We start from the raw sequence: 16,994 nt of genomic DNA, 5'->3' as shown, positions 1-16,994 counted from the left end.
TAATATATGCGCGAATTACAGGAGATTTGGCATATCATGCCCCAAACGCCCCGATTGGACGCCACCGACCGCCGGATCATCCGCGCGCTGCAGCGCAATGGCCGGATGACCAACCTCGATCTGGCCGAGGAAGTTGGTCTGTCGCCCTCACCCTGCCTGCGGCGTCTGCGCGCGCTTGAGAAAAGCGGCGCGATCCGGGGCTACAGCGTGGAGATCGACGCCAAGGCCTATGGCCTGCCGGTGACGGTCATGGTGCGGGTGACGCTGGACGGTCACGACGAGGGCACGGTGCAGCGCTTCGAGAACCAGATCAAGGCGATCCCCGAGGTGCTGGAATGTTTCGTGATGAGCGGGCTGTCGGACTACCTGCTGCGCGTCGTGGTGGGCGATCTCGAGGACTATGAACGTTTCGTCCGCGCGCGGCTGCATCCCATCGGTGGCATCGGGTCGATCGACACCAGTTTCGTCTACGGCGTGGTCAAACGCTCCCAAGTCTATCCCGACATCGGCGATTGAGGCGTGGGGAGACATTTAACCGGTTTACAATTCCGCCCCCCTTGGGAAATGTTCGCCCGAAGCCCCAAGGAGCCCCCATGACCTTCGCCGCCACCCCCGCCTTACAAGCTGTCGTCGACCATGCGCTTGCGCATGAGACCGACTGGCCGCGCTCGATGTATCACCCTGATGGCGCCTATGTCGGAAATCGCGAGTGGAACGAGAGCGGCCCTTGGACCGAGATCGTGGGCCCAGTGCGCCCGCGCGGCGGGCCAGCCGGCGTGATCCTGCACCGCGGGCGGCGCGTGGCCGATTGGGGCGATACGACGCGCGCCGACATGACTTTCTCCATCGCGAAAAGCTACCTGTCGGTGCTGGCCGGGCTCGCGGTGAAGGACGGGCTGATCGCGGACCTCGACGCACCTGTAGGCGACAGCGTGCCGGGGCCGCATTTCTCGGGCGAGCACAACGGGCGCATCACTTGGCGGCATCTGCTGCAGATGAACAGTGAATGGCGCGGCGAGATTTTCGGGAAGGACGATCAGGTCGATCATTACCGCCAGATCGGGCCGGGGGCGGACAACAGCCGAAAGGGCCAGTTGCGGCAAGTTGGTGTGCCGGGGAGCCACTATGAGTACAACGACGTACGGGTGAACGCGCTGGCCTATGCGCTTCTGATACGTTTCGGGCGGCCCTTACCGGAAGTGCTGCGCGAACGGATCATGGACCCCATCGGCGCTTCGAACGACTGGCGGTGGGAGGGCTATTCGACCTCTTGGGTCGAACTGGATGGCAAGCGCGTTCAATCGGTCACCGGCGGCGGGCACTGGGGCGGCGGGCTGTTCATCAGCGCCGAGGATCACGCGAAATTTGGTCAATTCATCTGTCAGAACGGCGCGTGGGACGGCGAACAGATCCTGCCCGAAGACTGGATGCGCCAATCGCTGACGCCCACGCCGACGCTCGACAAATACGGCTTCCTTTGGTGGCTCAATCGCGGAGCCGAGGCCGATGCAAAACTGCCCGAGACGGCCTTCAGCGCGCAGGGCGCGGGCGGGCACACCATATGGATCGCGCCGGAGCATGAGATCGTCGCGGTGATGCGCTGGCTGGCTCCGACCGCCACCCCCGACTTCCTCCGCCAGACCTTCGCCGCGCTGGCCGACCACTGAGATACGAAAGGAAACCCCATGCATATCAAGACCTTTGGCGTCGAAATGTGGATGAACGAGTTCGAGAACCACTGCCGCTACAACCTCGCCGAGACCTGCGTCGACTCAATCACCCTCGGGGAGCTGATCGACATGGCGGGCGTCGACAATTCGGTGCTGGGCGAGTTGCGCAGCATGCGCATGGGCTATGGCGCGATCGAAGGCTCCGACCGTTTGCGCGACGCGGTGGCGGGGCTTTACGAGACCCAGACCCGCGAGAACGTGTTGACTACCCATGGCACCATCGGGGCCAATGCGCTGGTGCACCAAACGCTCGTCAGCCGGGGCGATCATGTCATCGCCATCGTGCCGACCTACCAACAGCATTATTCGATCCCCGAGAGCATCGGCGCCGAGGTCGAATTGCTGCACCTGCGCCCCGAGAACGGCTTCCTGCCCGACCTCGCGGAATTGCGCGCAATGATGCGCCCCGGCACACGAATGATCGCCACCAACAACCCCAATAACCCGACCGGCGCGCTGATGGACCGGGCGATGCTGGCTGAGATTGCCGAGATCGCGCGCGGCAGCGGCGCATGGGTGCTCTGCGATGAGGTCTATCGCGGCACCGATCAGGCGGGGAACGGCTATACCGCCTCGATCTGCGATCTCTACGAGCGTGGTATCAGCACGGCGGGGATGTCCAAGGCCTATTCGCTGGCCGGGTTGCGCGTGGGCTGGGTCGCGGGGCCAAAGGCCCTGCTGGAAGACATCATGATCCACCGCGATTACAACACGATTTCCGTCGGGCGGATTGACGAGTATTTCGCGGCCCTCGCCCTCGAAAACCGCGCCCAAATTCTCGACCGCGCGCATCGGATCACGCGTGAGAACCTCGCAATCCTGTCGGATTGGGTCGAGGCTGAGCCGCTGATCTCATGGGTGAAGCCGCAAGCGGGCACCACGGCGCTGCTGGAATACGACCTGCCGCTGCCGAGCCGTGATTTCTGCACGCAATTGCTGGAGGAAGAGGGCGTTCTTTTCACCCCCGGCAGCGCCATGGACATGGAGGGCTGGCTGCGCATCGGTTTCGCCAATTCGACGGCGGACCTGTGCGACGGGTTGGCGCGTGTCGCGGCCTTCCTCGTGCGTCACGGCGCGGCACAGTCAAGCTAGATGGAGCCCATCATGCCGTCAGCCTCAGACCTGATCGCCCAAAGCGCCGCCCGTTCCTGCGTGGTTCATCGCAAAATCGCGGGCGCGGTTTGCCGCACGCCGGTGATCACCTCGCGCTTGCCAATTGCAGAGGGTTCGCGGCTGTTCTACAAGACCGAGAACTTCCAGCATACCGGGTCATTCAAGCTGCGCGGCGCCAGTGCAAAGCTGACGACGGCGCCGCTCGACCGGCCCGTCATCACCGCATCCTCCGGCAACCACGGCATCGCCTGCTCGCTTGCGGCCCAGACCACGGGGCATGAGTTGATTGTGGTGCTGCCCGAAACCGTCGTCGCCAAGAAACGCAAGATCATTGAAAGCTACGGCACTAGGGTCGTGATCCATGGGGCCGATGCCTCGCTTTCAGAGCTGCACGCGCAGAGTTTGGCTGAGGCTGAGGGTTACACCTATATCTCACCCTACAACGATGCCGAGGTGATCGCGGGGCAGGGCACCGCCGCGCTGGAGCTGCTCGACCAGATCGAAGGCATCGACAATGTCTTCGTCTCGATGGGCGGCGGTGGGCTGATCTCGGGCATGGGATCGGTGATCAAGGAATTCTCGCCGCAGACCCGCGTCATCGGTGTGAGCGCTGCGAATAGCTGCGCGCTGGCCGCGTCGATCGAAGCGGGCAAGATCGTCGAAACGGAACATCTCGACACGCTGGCCGATGGCGTGGCGGGCGGGGTCGATGCTGGCTCGATGACCCTGCCGCTCGCAAGCGCGGTGATCGACGAGATCATCCATTGCGACGAGGATCAGATCGCCGAAGCGTTAAAAGTGTTGGCTTGGGAAGAGAACATGCTGGTCGAAGGGGCCGCCGCTTTGGCGCTGGCGGCCTATCTGGCAGGGCCGCAGAACTACGCGGGCCAGACCTCTGTCGTTCTGCTATGCGGTGGCAATTATGAGGTCGAGCAGTTGCGCGGCATCATTTAACGGCCACCCGGCCATTTCCCCTCAGCGCATGTCGAACCGCAGGTCGACCCAACGGCCATCAGGAATGTCACGAGGCGCACCGCCGGCCCAGCCGTCCTGCCAGATCACCTCGCGGGTGCGGATATCGAGCGTGCCCGCATCATAGCTGCACGCGACATGAACCAGCCGATTGCCATTCGCATCCTGCGGCGCTTCGATCTGCCAGCCGCGGCTGGCGAGCGGCGGCACATTCGACAATCGGTAATGGCCAAGCCCGACCCGTTCGAACCCTGCACCCAAAGGCACCGCAGGCTCTTCACTGCCATCGCGGAACAGGCGCACGATCGGGCTGGCTTCCTTGATGAACCCATTGGCATCAACGGTCGTATTCGCGCCGGACCAAATGGGCTGCCACGCGCCCCATGCCCCCGTCGCCCGGACACGAAAGGCCAGACCCGGCGTGTCGATGCCCAGTGCGATCTGCCACAGATAGGCGCTCTGCCCGCCTAAGGTGCTATTGCCGCAGAGCAGGCCGAAGACACCATTCAGCGCCGGGAAAGGGTTGGCCCCGACAGTCGCCTGCGCATGGGCGCCGCCATGGCTTGAAAAACTGCCCGAAAGATCATGCGCGTCGAGATCGGTCACCAGCGGCCCCGCGTCCGCGCCGATGCCAAAATCCCCGACCCGCAGCAAACGACCCACGGTCGCATCACCCACGTCCTGCGTCAGCGCCGCGCCTGAGGCGATGCCGCTCGCTGCGTCAAAGGCCAGCGCGGTGGTCCAACTGCTGCCATCGGCGCTGACCTTGATGGCGAAATCATCCTGCCCCGCCGTGCCCATCTCGGCACGGCCAGACCAATCGGTTTGGAACAGCAGGCTCGCGGTATCGGCGGCGCTGGCCTTGTTGAGCTTTAGCTGATGCCCCGCCCCTTCGTGGGTAAACAGGCTCGCCGGGGAGGAGACCGACAAGCGATTGCCACTGTCGTAATCCGTATTAACCCCCAGCCCGGGGAGGTTCGCCAGATCGGGGGGCGAGACCTCGGCCCAAGCCCCAGCCCCCCAACGGTGCAGAATCCCGGTCGATTTATCCAAAGCGACCCAGCCGTCTTGCGGGGCGGTGAACTGCCAGGTCTCTCCGACCCAGGCGGCCAGTTCACCGGGATGACCCGCCCAAACCTCTGTCGGCGCATCACCGAGGGCGTAAATCTCCCCCGCCTGCGGCAGGGCGGGCGGCGTGTTGGCGTCAAAGCCTTCGACCGCAAGCTGCACGAGAAGATCGAGCCGTTGCAGCGCTTCGTTATGGGTCACATGTTTTTGCGCCTGTGCGGGCATCAAATAGGGCAGGGATAGGCGCTCAGAGGTGTCGGGCATCGGGGCTCTCCGCGTTATGGGTCGCCTGAGACTGTGAGAAGGAAGTCTTGCCAGCCTGACAACCCACCGTTCGGGCCACGCGCAACAAGCGGCGGTTCTGCCACATCGCACGACACGGGCGAAAGGTTCGCGCTGCGGCCTTCACTTTCGCCAAACCGCCCTAACTCCCTGTCGGGCGGTGCCTTTTCAAAACGAAAGCCGCAGTTTAATATCACGCCACGCCGCGCAAGAAAGGCCCACGCTTATGTCCAAGACCAAGATCGCCGTTGTCGGTATCGGCTACGTCGGGCTTTCGAATGCGGTGCTGCTGGCGCTGCACAACAACGTGACGGCGGTCGATTTGAACGCAGAACGGGTGGCGCAGGTGAATGCCCGCCGCGCGCCAATCGTCGATCCGGAGATCGAGCAATATCTCGCGGAAAAGCCCCTCACCCTCCGGGCCACGACCGACGCAGAGGCGGCATATCGCGAGGCCGATTACGTGCTCATCGCTACGCCGACCAACTATGACCCACGCACCAATGTCTTCGACACCTCCAGTGTTGAGGCGGTGGTGCGGGATGTCTTGGCGGTCACCAAAACGGCCACCATCGTCATCAAATCCACCGTCCCGGTGGGCTATACCGCGGGCCTCTCCGCCGAGTTAAGCAGCGACCAAGTGATCTTCAGCCCGGAATTCCTGCGCGAGGGCCGCGCGCTATACGACAACCTACACCCCTCGCGCATCGTCGTCGGCGAAGACAGCCCGCGCGCCCGGCGCTTCGCGCAACTGCTGGCCGAGGGGGCAATCGCCGACGACATTCCCATGCTCTTTACCGGTGCGTCCGAGGCGGAGGCGGTCAAGCTCTTTGCCAATACCTTCCTTGCCATGCGGGTGGCCTATTTCAATGAGTTGGACAGCTACGCGTTGACCAATGGGTTGGACACGCGGCAGATCATTGACGGTGTCTGCCTCGACCCGCGCATCGGTGGGCATTACAACAACCCGTCGTTTGGGTATGGCGGTTACTGTTTGCCCAAGGATTCCAAACAGTTGCTGGCCAATTACTCTGACGTGCCGCAAAACCTGATAAACGCCGTGGTCGAGGCGAACCGCACCCGCAAGGATTTCGTCTCGGAGCAGATTCTGGCGCTTAGTCCTCAGCGGGTGGGCATCTACCGGTTGGTGATGAAGGCCGGGTCGGACAACTTCCGGCAAAGCTCGGTCCAAGGGATCATGAAGCGGCTCAAGGCCAAGGGCATCGAGGTGATCGTTTATGAGCCGGTGCTGCAAGAGGAACGCTTCTTCGGCTCCGAAGTCACCCGCGATCTGGAAGCGTTCAAGACGCGCGCGGATGTGATCGTGGCCAACCGCAATCACCCCGATCTGGCGGATGTCCCCGACAAGGTCTTCACCCGCGATCTTTTCGGAGCGGATTGACGCACCAACGTAATCCAAACTCTTAAAGGCAAAATGCGCAATACGACCGACAGCAAGAACTGGTGGACCCTGCCCACGGGGCCACGAAATACCATCTGCGATGTCGCGGGGGTGCGCGTGGGCAGCCAAGACCTACGCGGGGAGGGGCTTTGCACCGGGGTGACGGCGGTTCTGCCGCATGAAGGTGATCTTTTCCGCAATCCTGTGCCTGCGGGCGTCGCCGTGTTGAACGGTTTCGGCAAAAGCGCGGGCCTGATGCAACTGGCCGAACTGGGTCAGATCGAGACGCCGATCCTGCTGACCAACACCTTTGGTGTCGGCCCCTGTAGCACGGCGCTGATCCGGCGGGCGATTGCAGAAAATCCGGAGATCGGGCGGGGCCTTTGCACGGTCAACCCGCTGGTTTTGGAATGCAACGACGGCACGGTGAACGACATTCAGGCGCTGGCGGTGACCGAGGATCACGCGCAGGCGGCGATGGCGGCTTGCGGGCCAGCGTTTGCGCAGGGCACGGTCGGGGCCGGTAGCGGGATGAAGACCTTCGGCTATGCTGGTGGTCTCGGCTCCGCTTCGCGGCGGGTCACCCTGCCGGGCGGCGCGGGGTTCGACCTTGGCGCGCTGGTCTTGTCGAATTTCGGCCAGCAAAGCGCGCTGCGGGTTTTTGGCCAACAGCTGCCGCCGCCGGGGCCGGGGGATGACCCCGACAAGGGCTCGATCATCATCATTCTGGCGACCGACGCGCCGATGGGCTCGCGGCAGTTGACCCGCATGGCCCGGCGCAGCGCCGCGGCCCTTTGCCGGTTGGGCAGCCACATCGGCCATCAAAGCGGCGACATCGCGCTGGCCTTTTCGACCGCCAACCGCATCACGCGCGGCGGGGCCAATACGCAGAGCGTCGAGCGGTTGAACGAAGACCGGATGGATGCCTTCTTTATCGCCGCGGTCGAAGCGGTTGAGGACGCGATCCTCAACGCGCTTTGGCATGGGGTGCCGCACCGGGGCTATGATGGCAGCCTTCTGCCCGCCTTTCGCGACCGGCTGTCAGAGGTCTATCGCGGTTAAGCCGCGCTTACCGGGTCCATTGTGGTGAGGTCGAGGCCCCCGACCTGCGCCAGATGCGCCAGCAGCGTGTCGATCCCCTCGCCGGACCTTAACGCGCAGAAGACCGTCGGCAGGTCCGGCCGCATCCGCGCGCTGTCGCGCTGCATGACCTCGAGCGAGGCGCCGACATGAGGGGCGAGGTCGGTCTTGTTGATGACTAGAATGTCGGATTTGGTGATCGCCGGGCCGCCCTTGCGGGGGATCTCCTCCCCAGCCGCCACGTCGATCACATAGAGCGTCACATCCGCGAGTTCAGGGCTGAAGGTGGCCGACAGGTTGTCGCCGCCGCTTTCGATCAAGACCACTTCCACATCCGGGTGCCGCGAAACCATCTCCGCCACGGCGGCAAGGTTGATCGAGGCATCCTCGCGAATTGCCGTATGCGGGCAGCCGCCGGTCTCGACCCCGATGATACGATCTTGCGGCAGCACCTGCATGCGCATCAGCGCCTCGGCATCCTCTTGGGTGTAGATGTCATTGGTGATCACGCCGATCGACAGCCGATCCCGCAGCGCGCGGCTGAGCGCGGCGGTCAGAGTGGTTTTGCCCGCGCCCACCGGGCCGCCGATGCCGACGCGCAAAGGGCCGTTGTTGCGTTTCATGTGCGGAAAATCCTTGAATATTGGGTTTCGTGTTTCATCGCGGCGATGTCGCTGAGAAAGGCGGTGGAGGAGAGATCGTCGAGCGTGCCTTCCTCTGCCGCCGCGGCGACCTCAAGACAGAGCGGCGCAAGGTCGCGAATGACGATCTGTCCCTCGGTCTGCCCCAAGGGGATAAGGCGCATGCCCGCGGTGGCGAGGTTGGCGGTAAAGGCGTGCAAGAACATCTCAAGCGTTTGGCGCAGCGGCAGCCCTTGCAGCCGCGCGGCGCGTCCGACGGCCACGGGATAGCAAAGCGGCGGCATGTCCTGCTGCCAGATCGCGGCGCTGGCGCGGGAAAAGGCTTCGCCTTGTAGCACGGTCTCTTTCAACCGCTCGGCGGAGGCGGCGAAGGCGCGGGCCTGCGCGTCGATCTCCGATGGGTCATCCACGCGATAAGCCGCCGCAAGAAACAGCGCATCCGCCTGTCCCGCGCCGTGCCGCAACACGCCGCCCAGCCAGTCGGCCAAGCTGTCTTGCCCCGTTACATCCCCGTTCTGCACCGCCCATTCCAACCCATGGCTATAGGCGAAGGCCCCCACTGGGTAGGAGGGCGACAGCATCTGCACCAAGGTCAGAAGCGCGTCGGCCTGTAGGGTGTCAGCCATGCGCATGGTCATGCGGGTGGTCGTGATCGTGAACGGCGTGGTGAACGTGGCCGTGGTCATGCCCATGGGTGCGTCCATGGCCATAGGCACCGCCTTCGGGGCAGAAAGGGCCGGTGATCTCTCGCGTGGTGGCACCGATCTGGCCGAGCATCTTGGCGATCACATGATCGCGCTGAATGACCAGCCGGTCGGCGTCGATTTGACAGGGGGTGTGGCGGTTGCCGATGTGCCACGCGATGCGCGGCAGGTCGGGGCCGGTCACCTCCAGCAGGGCTTCGTCGGCAGCCACAACTTCGATGAGACGCCCGTCGGCCAGCACGAAAGCATCGCCGTGGTCGAGCGAGGTGGTCTGCGCCAGATCGACCAGAAACGCCAGCCCGTCCGCCGTGGTCAGCACCTTGCGGCGCAGAAAACGCCCGTCATAGGTCAGCTCGACCCGATCACTGGCATCGGACCACGCTCCGGCGCAGCGTATCTCTTGGCAAAGAATTGGGGTCATCTCGGTCTCTTCAAAACAGGAAATAGCGCTGCGCCATCGGCAGGACGGAGGCAGGTTCACAGGTTAGCAATTCACCATCCGCGCGGACCTCATAGGTTTCGGGGTTCACCTCGACCTCGGGCAGCGCGTCGTTCAACTTCAGGTCGCGCTTGCCGATCTCGCGGGTGTTGCGCACCGCAAGCGTCTGTTTGGCAAGGCCGAGGCTGCCGCCCACCCCCGCGGCCTCTGCCGCTTCGCTGACAAAGACCACGGCGGAATTCTCCACCGCCCGGCCATAGGCGCCGAACATGGGCCGCGAATAGACCGGCTGCGGCGTGGGGATCGAGGCGTTGGGATCACCCATCTGCGCGCAGACGATGCTGCCGCCGAGCAAGACCATCTCGGGCTTCACCCCGAAAAAGGCGGGGTTCCAGAGCACCAGATCGGCGCGCTTGCCCTCTTCGATGCTGCCGATATGGGTCGAGATGCCATGAGCGATGGCGGGGTTAATGGTGTATTTCGCGATGTAGCGGCGGACGCGGAAATTGTCGTTGTCGCAGGTTTCTTCGGGCAGCCGTCCGCGCTGCTTTTTCATCTTGTCAGCGGTCTGCCATGTGCGGATCAAGACCTCTCCGACCCGGCCCATGGCCTGGCTGTCGGAGGCGATGATCGAGAACGCCCCCATGTCATGCAGGATGTCTTCGGCGGCGATGGTCTCTCGCCGGATTCGGCTTTCGGCAAAGGCCACATCCTCGGGGATCGACTTGTCGAGGTGGTGGCAGACCATGAGCATATCCAGATGCTCTTCCAAAGTATTGACCGTGAAGGGCCGCGTGGGGTTGGTCGAGGAGGGCAGCACATGCTCTTCGCCGCAGATCTTGATGATATCTGGCGCATGGCCCCCGCCCGCGCCTTCGGTGTGGAAGGCGTGGATCGTGCGGCCTTTCATGGCCTTCACGGTATGTTCGACAAAGCCGCTTTCGTTCAGCGTGTCGGTGTGGATCATCACCTGCACGTCCATCGCATCGGCCACGCCAAGGCAGCAGTCGATGGCCGCCGGAGTGGTGCCCCAATCCTCGTGCAGTTTCAGCGCGCAGGCGCCTGCGTTGATCTGCTCTTCCAGTGCTGCGGGTTGCGAGGCGTTGCCTTTCCCCGCGAAGGCAAGGTTCATCGGAAAGGCATCGGCGGCCTGCATCATGCGCCCGATATGCCAGCCGCCCGGTGTGCAGGTCGTGGCCAATGTGCCATGTGCAGGGCCAGTGCCGCCGCCGAGCATGGTGGTCAGCCCCGAATGCAGCGCGTCTTCGATCTGTTGCGGGCAGATGAAGTGGATATGGCTGTCAAAGCCCCCGGCGGTGAGGATGCGCCCCTCGCCCGCGATCACCTCGGTCCCCGGCCCGATGATGATATCGACCCCCGGCTGCGTGTCGGGGTTGCCCGCTTTGCCGATCTTGGCGATGCGCCCGTCTTTCAGCCCGACATCAGCCTTGTAGATGCCGGTATAATCGACGATCAGCGCATTGGTGATGACCGTGTCCACGGCGCCGCCCGCGCGGGTGACCTGCGACTGGCCCATGCCGTCGCGGATCACCTTGCCGCCGCCGAACTTGACCTCTTCGCCATAGGCCCGGCCCTCGCCGGTGGTCAGGTCACGTTCGACTTCGATAATAAGGTCCGTATCGGCCAGCCGCACCCGGTCGCCCACCGTGGGGCCGAACATGGCGGCATAATCACCGCGTTTGATCTGTGCAGGCATCAGAGGTCTCCCATCACCGCGCTGTTAAAGCCAAAGACCCGCCGCGCCCCGCCGATCGGGATGAGCGCGACCTCGCGCCGTTGGCCGGGCTCGAAACGCACCGCAGTCCCCGCCGCGATGTCGAGGCGCAGGCCCCGCGCGGCGGCGCGGTCGAACTCAAGCGCGGGGTTGCTCTCGGCGAAATGGTAGTGGCTGCCGACCTGCACCGGGCGGTCGCCGGTATTGGCGACCATCAGCGTGATCGCCGTGCTGTCGGCATTGAGGGTCAACAGGCCCTCCGCCGGAATGATCTCTCCCGGGATCATGCTTTGGCGGTCTTCAGACGCCGCAGGACGAGGATCCCCCCCGAGAGGGCAAAGGCCGCGGCGGCGATCAGGTAGACGGCGAGCGATCCGTCACCCTCTCCGCCGTGGCTGTGGGGGAGCGGCGCGCTATGGGCGAAGGCCGCCATGGCGAGCGACATAAGCGGCAGGGCAAGAAGGGGGGCGAAACGCGGCATGGGATATCCTATCTGATGGGGTTGTGCACGGTGACCAATTTGGTCCCGTCGGGGAAAGTGGCTTCGACCTGCACCTCGGGGATCATCTCGGCCACCCCCTCCATACAGTCGTCGCGGGTGATGACATGGGCACCGGCCTGCATCATATCGGCCACGCTGCGCCCGTCCCGTGCGCCCTCGACCACGGTGTCGGTGATGAGGGCGATGGCCTCGGGGTGGTTCAGCTTGACCCCCCGCGCAAGGCGCTTGCGGGCGACCTCGGCGGCCATGGAGATCAGCAGTTTGTCTTTTTCACGCGGGGTCAGTTGCACGTCAGGTCATCCATGATCGGGGAAGGGTGTCACCGCTCAACGCGCCCAAGATCGGGACGAGCGATTGGCGAAGGTCGAAACTATCTGGGGCGAGGATCCGGGCGACCAGCAGGTCAGGACCGATGAGGCTGGCCCCGGCGCTGTCGGGCAGTTGGGCGCGGAGCCGGGGCAGCCGCGCTTCGGCATCGGGGGCCACATAGATCAGCGTGGCAAGGGCACCGGCCCCCGCCGCGATGTGCGGCGCCGCGAGATGGGCGGTGACATCGCCGCTGAGCGTCATCGCGTCGTGAAAAAGCGGCTGGCCCGCGCGGTTGACCTCGATCCGGTCGCGGAAATGGGCATGACGCAGGGTTTCGCCCATAGCGGCGCGGCCAAAGACCAGCGGCTCCACCAGCAGGAGAGAGGCGTCTTGCGCCAGTTCGACCGTCAGATGCCGCCGCAGAGCGCATCCGTCGTAGAGAATGGTCTCTTGCGGCAGCCAATGCAGCGTCGCGCCGGAGTCGACGGTAAGGGTGTTGCGCAGCGCTGCCACTTGCCCCGGTTGCGCGCGATAGGCGCGTTCGGCGGCCTGCGTGGTGAGGCTGAGCGCCGCTTGCGCTTCGGCACGGGCCGTCAGAGCAAAACTATCGCCGCCGGTGATGCCGCCTGCGGTATTGATGACGATGGCCTGCAACAGCGCGGGGTCGGGGCGGGGGAAGAGCAGCTTCATCGCGCCGGACTGGCGCAATTCGCCGATTGTCGACCCGCCCCGCGCAGCCTTGGCCGAGACCATCGCAGCACCGATGGCGCGCGGCTGCACCGGGGTCGCTTGGGGGCTGTTTATGCTGCTGTCGATGAGAATGAGGAACGCTCCGCCCGGTAAAGTCTGATGATTTTTTAATCACCATAGAGACGGGGGGAGAGTCATCGCCAAGGCGGTTCAGAGCCGCTTGCGCGGCGGGTTTGCCTGAAAAATGGGCGGCAAATCGCGGGGCTGTCCTAAACTTGGGCATTCCGCGCATGGGGCGGCGGCCCCGGGGAGGGAGGGCCGCCGCTGTCGTCAAATCCCGATCACGGGCGCAGCATGACCTTGCCGCCACGGCCCGTGGTGAGCGCGGCTTTCATCGCCTCGGTCACCTCGGCCAGCGGGTAGATGCCGCCGGTGTCGAGGGGCAGTTGGCCCTTCGCGGCCAGTTGCACCAATTCGCCAATCAGGCGGCCCCGCGTCTCTGCCGCCATCTCGCCGCTGACGCGCGAGCCCCAGAAGCCTTTGACGGTGATGTGCTTCATGATCAATTCGCCCGAAGACATGGAGAGCGGCTGGCCCGTTGCCGTACCGAAGACGATCAACTCACCGTCCTTGCCCAGCAGTTCGACCAGTTGGCCACCCAGCTCGCCGCCGACGGAGTCGATTGCCGAGACCGCACCGTCTTTGCCGATCAACTCGCGTGCCTTGCTCTGCCAATCCGCATCTTCGGTGGACAGGACATGTTCCGCGCCGGTGTCGCGCATCTCTTCGGCGGCGCCTTCGCGGCGGACGAGGTTCAGCAGGTTGACACCGCGCGCCTTGGCCAGGCCGACCATGATCTTGCCGACCGCGCCATTGGCGGCGGTTTGGATCAGCCAATCGCCTTCGCCGACCTTGAGGGTCTCCAACAAAGACAGGGCGCTGAAGGGCATTGCGATCAACTGCGCGCCGGCTTCGTCCGAGATTGCCTCGGGCAGGGGCAGCAGGCCCGCGGCGGGGGCGGTGAAATATTCGGCCCATGCGCCGTGGAAGCCAGCGGCGGTGACGCGTTTGCCGATCAGCGCCTCATCAACGCCTTCGCCCACGGCCTCGACGATGCCAAGCGCTTCGGAGCCGCCGATGGCGCCGGGCAGGTCGGGCTTGTAGCCATAGTTGCCGCGCACGGTCCAAAGGTCGTGGTTGTGGATGGGCGAGAGCACCATGCGCAGCAGCGCTTCGCCTGCGGCGGGCGCGGGCTTGTTGGTTTCGCGGGTGGTCAGAACCTCGGCGGGCTCGCCGAATGTGTCGTGGATGGCAGCGAACATGCTGTTTCCTTTCAGGTTGGGAATTGGCCCCCGGTGGGGGAGAGTTGGGCAGAGGTTTCAGCGCGCGCCATGCGCAGGGGCGCATCGCTGCGTGCCAGTTTGGCCAGCACCGCAGCGCCGAGCCATTTCGCATAGAGCATGCGGGCTGTGGTCTCGGGGTCTTCGAGCACCCGAACGGTCCCATCCTCTGCGCCTTGACGCAGCAGTTGGGCAATCCGGGCGACCAAAGCATCGACACCCTGATCGAGGGTTTCGCGCATCGTCTCCGACAGGTCGGCGACTTCGGATCCGAGTTTCACCACCAAACAGGCGCTGGCGATCCCCGGGGCGCTGGATTGGCTGAGCCATGCATCCCAGAAACTGTCGAGCTTGTCGCCCGCCGTTCCCGGGGCCGCAATCAGCGCATCGACACGGTCGAGATAGGCCTCGACGTAATCGGCCAGCATCGCGGTGCCAAAAGCCTCTTTCGACGCGAAGTAATAGTAGAAAGAGCCCTTGGGCACGCCGCTTTCGCTCAGAATGCGCGACAGGCCAACGCCAGAGAACCCGTGCCGCAGCACGAGGCTGCGCCCTATGTCCAAGATGCGTTGCCGCGTCTGATCTGATTTCTTTGCCTCTGTCATACCGGGGCATCTAAGGAATAATAGACCGGTCGTCTAGTGCGCTCGCGCGAATGTGAGACAGCCAAGTTGAACGAGGCGCCAAACCAGAAAATAGCGAAAAAACCTATTCTTGCGCGATCATATATATTAGATTCCACACAACGGCCCGCAGGGCGATGACAGGGATGGAATGGTAAGATGGATCAAAAGATTGCTCTGATAACAGGGGCCGGAAGCGGGGTGGGCCTTGCCTGTGCGCAGCGTTTGGCGAAGGACGGTTTCACCCTCGTGCTGACGGGGCGGCAGCAGGATAAGATCGACGCAGCCTGCGCGACGCTCGATGGGCAGGGACATATCGCCGTGGCTGCCGATGTGGGCGTCGAGGCGGAGGTCGACGCGCTTTTCGAACGGGTGGAGACGACCTTTGGGCGGCTGGATCTGCTGTTCAACAATGCCGGGCGCAATGGTCCGGCGGTTGAGGTGGACGGCTTAAGCGTGGCGGAGTGGAACGACATCGTCGCGACCAATCTGACCGGGTCATTCCTCTGCGCCCGCGCGGCTTTTGCCCTGATGAAACGGCAGAGCCCAAAGGGCGGGCGGATCATCAACAACGGTTCAATCAGCGCCCATGTGCCGCGCCCGCTCTCGGTGCCCTATACGGCGACGAAACACGCGATCACCGGGTTGACCCGCGCGCTGTCGCTCGACGGGCGGGCGCATGACATTGCCTGCGGGCAGATCGACATCGGCAATGCGGCCAGCGAGATGACCGAGCGGATGAAGGAGGGCATTCTGCAACCAAATGGCAGCCGCATGTCCGAGCCGCGCATGGATGTGAACGATGTGGCCGAAACGCTGTCCTACATGGCGAAGCTGTCACTCGACTCCAACGCCATGTTCGTCACCGTGATGGCCACCAAAATGCCCTTCGCGGGGCGCGGCTAAGCGGTCAAAGCACCTTGCCCGGGTTCATCAAATGGCCCGGGTCGAGGGTGGCCTTGATCTGCGCCATCAACTCCAGCGCGACCGGATCCTTGTACCGGCGCAGCTCGGCGCGTTTGAAGGTGCCGATGCCATGTTCCGCCGAGAAAGAGCCGCCCATCTGGTGCACGATATCATGCACGATCCGGTTGAAGGCCCCGTATTCGGCAAGGAACGCCGCATCCGCCATATCCACCGGGCGCGACAGGTTGAAATGCAGGTTGCCGTCACCGAAATGGCCAAAGGGGCAGGGGCGCAGGCCGGGCATGTGATCCATACAGGCTTGGGTCGCCTCACGGATGAAATCCGCCACGCGCGACACCGGGACCGAAACGTCATGTTTGATCGACGCGCCTTCGGGTTTCTGCGCCTCTGACAGGTTCTCTCGCAGCGCCCAAAGCGCGTCTTTCTGCGTCTCCGATGCGCCGATCACGGCGTCGATGATCTCCTCCGCCTCGAAAGCCGCTTCCAATGCGGTTTCCAGCCGGGCGTCGAGGTCTGTCTGCGCGCCATTGCCGGTGAGTTCGATCAGGCAATAGGCGGGATGCGCCTCGGCCATCGGATCGCTACAGCCGGGCGCGTGGTCGATCACCATTTGCAGGCCCAGCCGGTCGATATACTCGAATGTTGAAAGCGTGTCGGCGGTCTGGCCGCGCATCCGCGCATAGAGCGCGAGCGCCGGGTCTGGGCCGGTGCAGGCCACCAGTGCGGTGGCGCGGGCGGTGGGTTTGGGGAAAAGCTTGATTACCGCCGCCGTGATGATGCCAAGCGTGCCTTCGGCGCCGATGAACAGGTGTTTGAGGTCAAAGCCGGTGTTGTTTTTCCGTAGGCCGTTCAGGTCATTCAGCACCCGTCCATCGGGCAGCACCGCTTCGATCCCCAGCACGAGGTCGCGGGTATTGCCATAGCGCAGCACCGCCGTCCCGCCCGCGTTGGTCGAAAGGTTGCCGCCGATCTGGCAGGACCCTTCGGAAGCGAGCGAGAGCGGAAAGAGCGCGTCGACCTCATCCGCCGCCGCTTGGATATTGGCAAGGATGCAGCCCGCCTCGACCGTCATCGTCGCATTGGTCGGATCGACCGCGCGGACGCGGTTCAGCCGGTCGGTCGTGAGGATAATGCCGCCATCCGGCACACCGCCCCCCGCAAGGCCGGTGTTGCCGCCCTGCGGTGTGACCGGCACCTGCGCTGCGTGGCACAGACGCATGCAGGCGGCGGCCTCTTCGGTTGAGCCGGGGCGGATCAGCGCCAGCGCTGTGCCGCGCCGCAGCCCGCGGTCTTCGATCAGCCGCGCGTCGAAATCCTTGGCGTCGGTCACCACATGGGCAGGGCCGATGGCATCGCGCAGCGCATCAAGCAAGGCGGCGTGGTCTTGCGCGTCCGTATCATCTGCGCGGCGCGGCGCGGTCAGGGTCGTCATCTGGG

19 protein-coding genes are annotated in these 16,994 nt (G+C 64.3%); 7 read left to right on the top strand and 12 right to left on the bottom strand.

All coding sequences use genetic code 11. The features are described from left to right. The first annotated feature begins 36 nt into the window (after nucleotides 1–36). From HKX24_RS12915 to HKX24_RS12900, 4 genes are all read left to right on the top strand, one after another. Nucleotides 37–516, top strand: a complete 480-nt coding sequence (locus tag HKX24_RS12915; protein WP_271693971.1) for an Lrp/AsnC family transcriptional regulator — start codon at nucleotides 37–39, stop codon at nucleotides 514–516. A gap of 77 nt (nucleotides 517–593) precedes the next feature. Continuing rightward, nucleotides 594–1,667, top strand: a complete 1,074-nt coding sequence (locus HKX24_RS12910; protein WP_271693972.1) for a serine hydrolase — start codon at nucleotides 594–596, stop codon at nucleotides 1,665–1,667. An 18-nt stretch (nucleotides 1,668–1,685) separates the two neighbouring features. Next, nucleotides 1,686–2,822 carry an aminotransferase gene (locus HKX24_RS12905; RefSeq protein WP_271693973.1) on the top strand — a complete coding sequence of 379 codons (1,137 nt, stop codon included), beginning with the start codon at nucleotides 1,686–1,688 and terminating at the stop codon, nucleotides 2,820–2,822. A gap of 12 nt (nucleotides 2,823–2,834) precedes the next feature. Beyond that, complete coding sequence (locus HKX24_RS12900; RefSeq protein ID WP_271693974.1) at nucleotides 2,835–3,797, top strand: pyridoxal-phosphate dependent enzyme; 963 nt, start codon at nucleotides 2,835–2,837, stop codon at nucleotides 3,795–3,797. Nucleotides 3,798–3,818: 21 nt separating this feature from the next. On the opposite strand, the gene HKX24_RS12895 is transcribed toward HKX24_RS12900, so the two are convergent. After that, nucleotides 3,819–5,147 carry a DUF2793 domain-containing protein gene (locus HKX24_RS12895; protein WP_271693975.1) on the bottom strand — a complete coding sequence of 443 codons (1,329 nt, stop codon included), beginning with the start codon at nucleotides 5,145–5,147 and terminating at the stop codon, nucleotides 3,819–3,821. Nucleotides 5,148–5,391: 244 nt separating this feature from the next. Here HKX24_RS12895 and HKX24_RS12890 point away from each other — a divergent pair, with 244 nt between their 5' ends. Together HKX24_RS12890 and HKX24_RS12885 are read left to right on the top strand one after the other, a co-directional pair. Beyond that, complete coding sequence (locus tag HKX24_RS12890; RefSeq protein WP_271693976.1) at nucleotides 5,392–6,567, top strand: nucleotide sugar dehydrogenase; 1,176 nt, start codon at nucleotides 5,392–5,394, stop codon at nucleotides 6,565–6,567. Between the two features lie 33 nt (nucleotides 6,568–6,600). Beyond that, complete coding sequence (locus HKX24_RS12885) at nucleotides 6,601–7,629, top strand: P1 family peptidase (protein WP_271693977.1); 1,029 nt, start codon at nucleotides 6,601–6,603, stop codon at nucleotides 7,627–7,629. Here HKX24_RS12885 and ureG read toward each other — a convergent pair. The 10 genes from ureG to HKX24_RS12835 form a co-directional block, all read right to left on the bottom strand. Continuing rightward, a complete protein-coding gene (gene ureG, locus HKX24_RS12880) occupies nucleotides 7,626–8,270 on the bottom strand; it encodes an urease accessory protein UreG (RefSeq protein WP_271693978.1) in 645 nt (214 codons plus the stop codon). The two genes, HKX24_RS12885 and ureG, sit on opposite strands and share 4 nt — an antisense overlap. Beyond that, nucleotides 8,267–8,914, bottom strand: coding sequence for an urease accessory protein UreF (locus HKX24_RS12875; protein WP_271694046.1), 648 nt, complete (start codon nucleotides 8,912–8,914; stop codon nucleotides 8,267–8,269). The genes ureG and HKX24_RS12875 overlap by 4 nt, the downstream gene beginning before the upstream one ends. After that, the gene (ureE, locus tag HKX24_RS12870; RefSeq protein WP_271693979.1) at nucleotides 8,907–9,413 is read right to left on the bottom strand and encodes an urease accessory protein UreE; all 507 of its coding nucleotides are present in this window, start codon (nucleotides 9,411–9,413) and stop codon (nucleotides 8,907–8,909) included. The genes HKX24_RS12875 and ureE overlap by 8 nt, the downstream gene beginning before the upstream one ends. A gap of 10 nt (nucleotides 9,414–9,423) precedes the next feature. Then, nucleotides 9,424–11,148 (bottom strand): urease subunit alpha, encoded by a 1,725-nt coding sequence (gene ureC, locus HKX24_RS12865; RefSeq protein ID WP_271693980.1) that lies wholly within the window; start codon nucleotides 11,146–11,148, stop codon nucleotides 9,424–9,426. After that, entirely contained in the window at nucleotides 11,148–11,453 is a 306-nt protein-coding gene (locus HKX24_RS12860) for an urease subunit beta (RefSeq protein WP_067263695.1), read from the bottom strand. The genes ureC and HKX24_RS12860 overlap by 1 nt, the downstream gene beginning before the upstream one ends. Further along, nucleotides 11,450–11,647 carry a hypothetical protein gene (locus HKX24_RS12855; RefSeq protein ID WP_073037937.1) on the bottom strand — a complete coding sequence of 66 codons (198 nt, stop codon included), beginning with the start codon at nucleotides 11,645–11,647 and terminating at the stop codon, nucleotides 11,450–11,452. Before HKX24_RS12855 ends, HKX24_RS12860 begins: the two co-directional genes overlap by 4 nt. Before the next feature lie 8 nt (nucleotides 11,648–11,655). After that, the gene (locus HKX24_RS12850) at nucleotides 11,656–11,958 is read right to left on the bottom strand and encodes an urease subunit gamma (protein ID WP_067263701.1); all 303 of its coding nucleotides are present in this window, start codon (nucleotides 11,956–11,958) and stop codon (nucleotides 11,656–11,658) included. Nucleotide 11,959: 1 nt separating this feature from the next. Next, nucleotides 11,960–12,730, bottom strand: a complete 771-nt coding sequence (locus tag HKX24_RS12845; protein ID WP_271694047.1) for an urease accessory protein UreD — start codon at nucleotides 12,728–12,730, stop codon at nucleotides 11,960–11,962. Nucleotides 12,731–13,008: 278 nt separating this feature from the next. Further along, nucleotides 13,009–13,989, bottom strand: coding sequence for a zinc-binding dehydrogenase (locus tag HKX24_RS12840; RefSeq protein ID WP_271693981.1), 981 nt, complete (start codon nucleotides 13,987–13,989; stop codon nucleotides 13,009–13,011). An 11-nt stretch (nucleotides 13,990–14,000) separates the two neighbouring features. Then, nucleotides 14,001–14,612, bottom strand: coding sequence for a TetR/AcrR family transcriptional regulator (locus HKX24_RS12835; protein ID WP_209219259.1), 612 nt, complete (start codon nucleotides 14,610–14,612; stop codon nucleotides 14,001–14,003). Between the two features lie 177 nt (nucleotides 14,613–14,789). Between HKX24_RS12835 and HKX24_RS12830 the strand changes: the two genes are divergently transcribed. After that, entirely contained in the window at nucleotides 14,790–15,536 is a 747-nt protein-coding gene (locus HKX24_RS12830; RefSeq protein ID WP_271693982.1) for an SDR family oxidoreductase, read from the top strand. A gap of 4 nt (nucleotides 15,537–15,540) precedes the next feature. On the opposite strand, the gene HKX24_RS12825 is transcribed toward HKX24_RS12830, so the two are convergent. Beyond that, nucleotides 15,541–16,989 carry an FAD-binding oxidoreductase gene (locus HKX24_RS12825; protein WP_271693983.1) on the bottom strand — a complete coding sequence of 483 codons (1,449 nt, stop codon included), beginning with the start codon at nucleotides 16,987–16,989 and terminating at the stop codon, nucleotides 15,541–15,543. Between the last annotated feature and the right edge of the window lie 5 nt (nucleotides 16,990–16,994).

It is taken from the genome of Sulfitobacter sp. M85, from assembly GCF_029285915.1.
Lineage (GTDB): Bacteria > Pseudomonadota > Alphaproteobacteria > Rhodobacterales > Rhodobacteraceae > Sulfitobacter > Sulfitobacter faviae.
The sequence above is the reverse complement of the archived record's forward strand: the minus strand, read 5'-3'. Positions and strand labels throughout refer to the sequence as shown.

Coding starts and splice junctions, on each gene's coding strand:
- HKX24_RS12845 (WP_271694047.1), bottom strand. CDS start 12,730: ATGGTCTCGGCCAAGGCTGCGCGGGGCGGGTCGACAATCGGCGAATTG.
- HKX24_RS12900 (WP_271693974.1), top strand. CDS start 2,835: ATGCCGTCAGCCTCAGACCTGATCGCCCAAAGCGCCGCCCGTTCCTGC.
- ureC (WP_271693980.1), bottom strand. CDS start 11,148: ATGCCTGCACAGATCAAACGCGGTGATTATGCCGCCATGTTCGGCCCC.
- ureG (WP_271693978.1), bottom strand. CDS start 8,270: ATGAAACGCAACAACGGCCCTTTGCGCGTCGGCATCGGCGGCCCGGTG.
- HKX24_RS12825 (WP_271693983.1), bottom strand. CDS start 16,989: ATGACGACCCTGACCGCGCCGCGCCGCGCAGATGATACGGACGCGCAA.
- HKX24_RS12855 (WP_073037937.1), bottom strand. CDS start 11,647: ATGCCGCGTTTCGCCCCCCTTCTTGCCCTGCCGCTTATGTCGCTCGCC.
- HKX24_RS12885 (WP_271693977.1), top strand. CDS start 6,601: ATGCGCAATACGACCGACAGCAAGAACTGGTGGACCCTGCCCACGGGG.
- HKX24_RS12860 (WP_067263695.1), bottom strand. CDS start 11,453: ATGATCCCGGGAGAGATCATTCCGGCGGAGGGCCTGTTGACCCTCAAT.
- ureE (WP_271693979.1), bottom strand. CDS start 9,413: ATGACCCCAATTCTTTGCCAAGAGATACGCTGCGCCGGAGCGTGGTCC.
- HKX24_RS12910 (WP_271693972.1), top strand. CDS start 594: ATGACCTTCGCCGCCACCCCCGCCTTACAAGCTGTCGTCGACCATGCG.
- HKX24_RS12830 (WP_271693982.1), top strand. CDS start 14,790: ATGGATCAAAAGATTGCTCTGATAACAGGGGCCGGAAGCGGGGTGGGC.
- HKX24_RS12875 (WP_271694046.1), bottom strand. CDS start 8,914: ATGGCTGACACCCTACAGGCCGACGCGCTTCTGACCTTGGTGCAGATG.
- HKX24_RS12895 (WP_271693975.1), bottom strand. CDS start 5,147: ATGCCCGACACCTCTGAGCGCCTATCCCTGCCCTATTTGATGCCCGCA.
- HKX24_RS12890 (WP_271693976.1), top strand. CDS start 5,392: ATGTCCAAGACCAAGATCGCCGTTGTCGGTATCGGCTACGTCGGGCTT.
- HKX24_RS12835 (WP_209219259.1), bottom strand. CDS start 14,612: ATGACAGAGGCAAAGAAATCAGATCAGACGCGGCAACGCATCTTGGAC.
- HKX24_RS12915 (WP_271693971.1), top strand. CDS start 37: ATGCCCCAAACGCCCCGATTGGACGCCACCGACCGCCGGATCATCCGC.
- HKX24_RS12840 (WP_271693981.1), bottom strand. CDS start 13,989: ATGTTCGCTGCCATCCACGACACATTCGGCGAGCCCGCCGAGGTTCTG.
- HKX24_RS12905 (WP_271693973.1), top strand. CDS start 1,686: ATGCATATCAAGACCTTTGGCGTCGAAATGTGGATGAACGAGTTCGAG.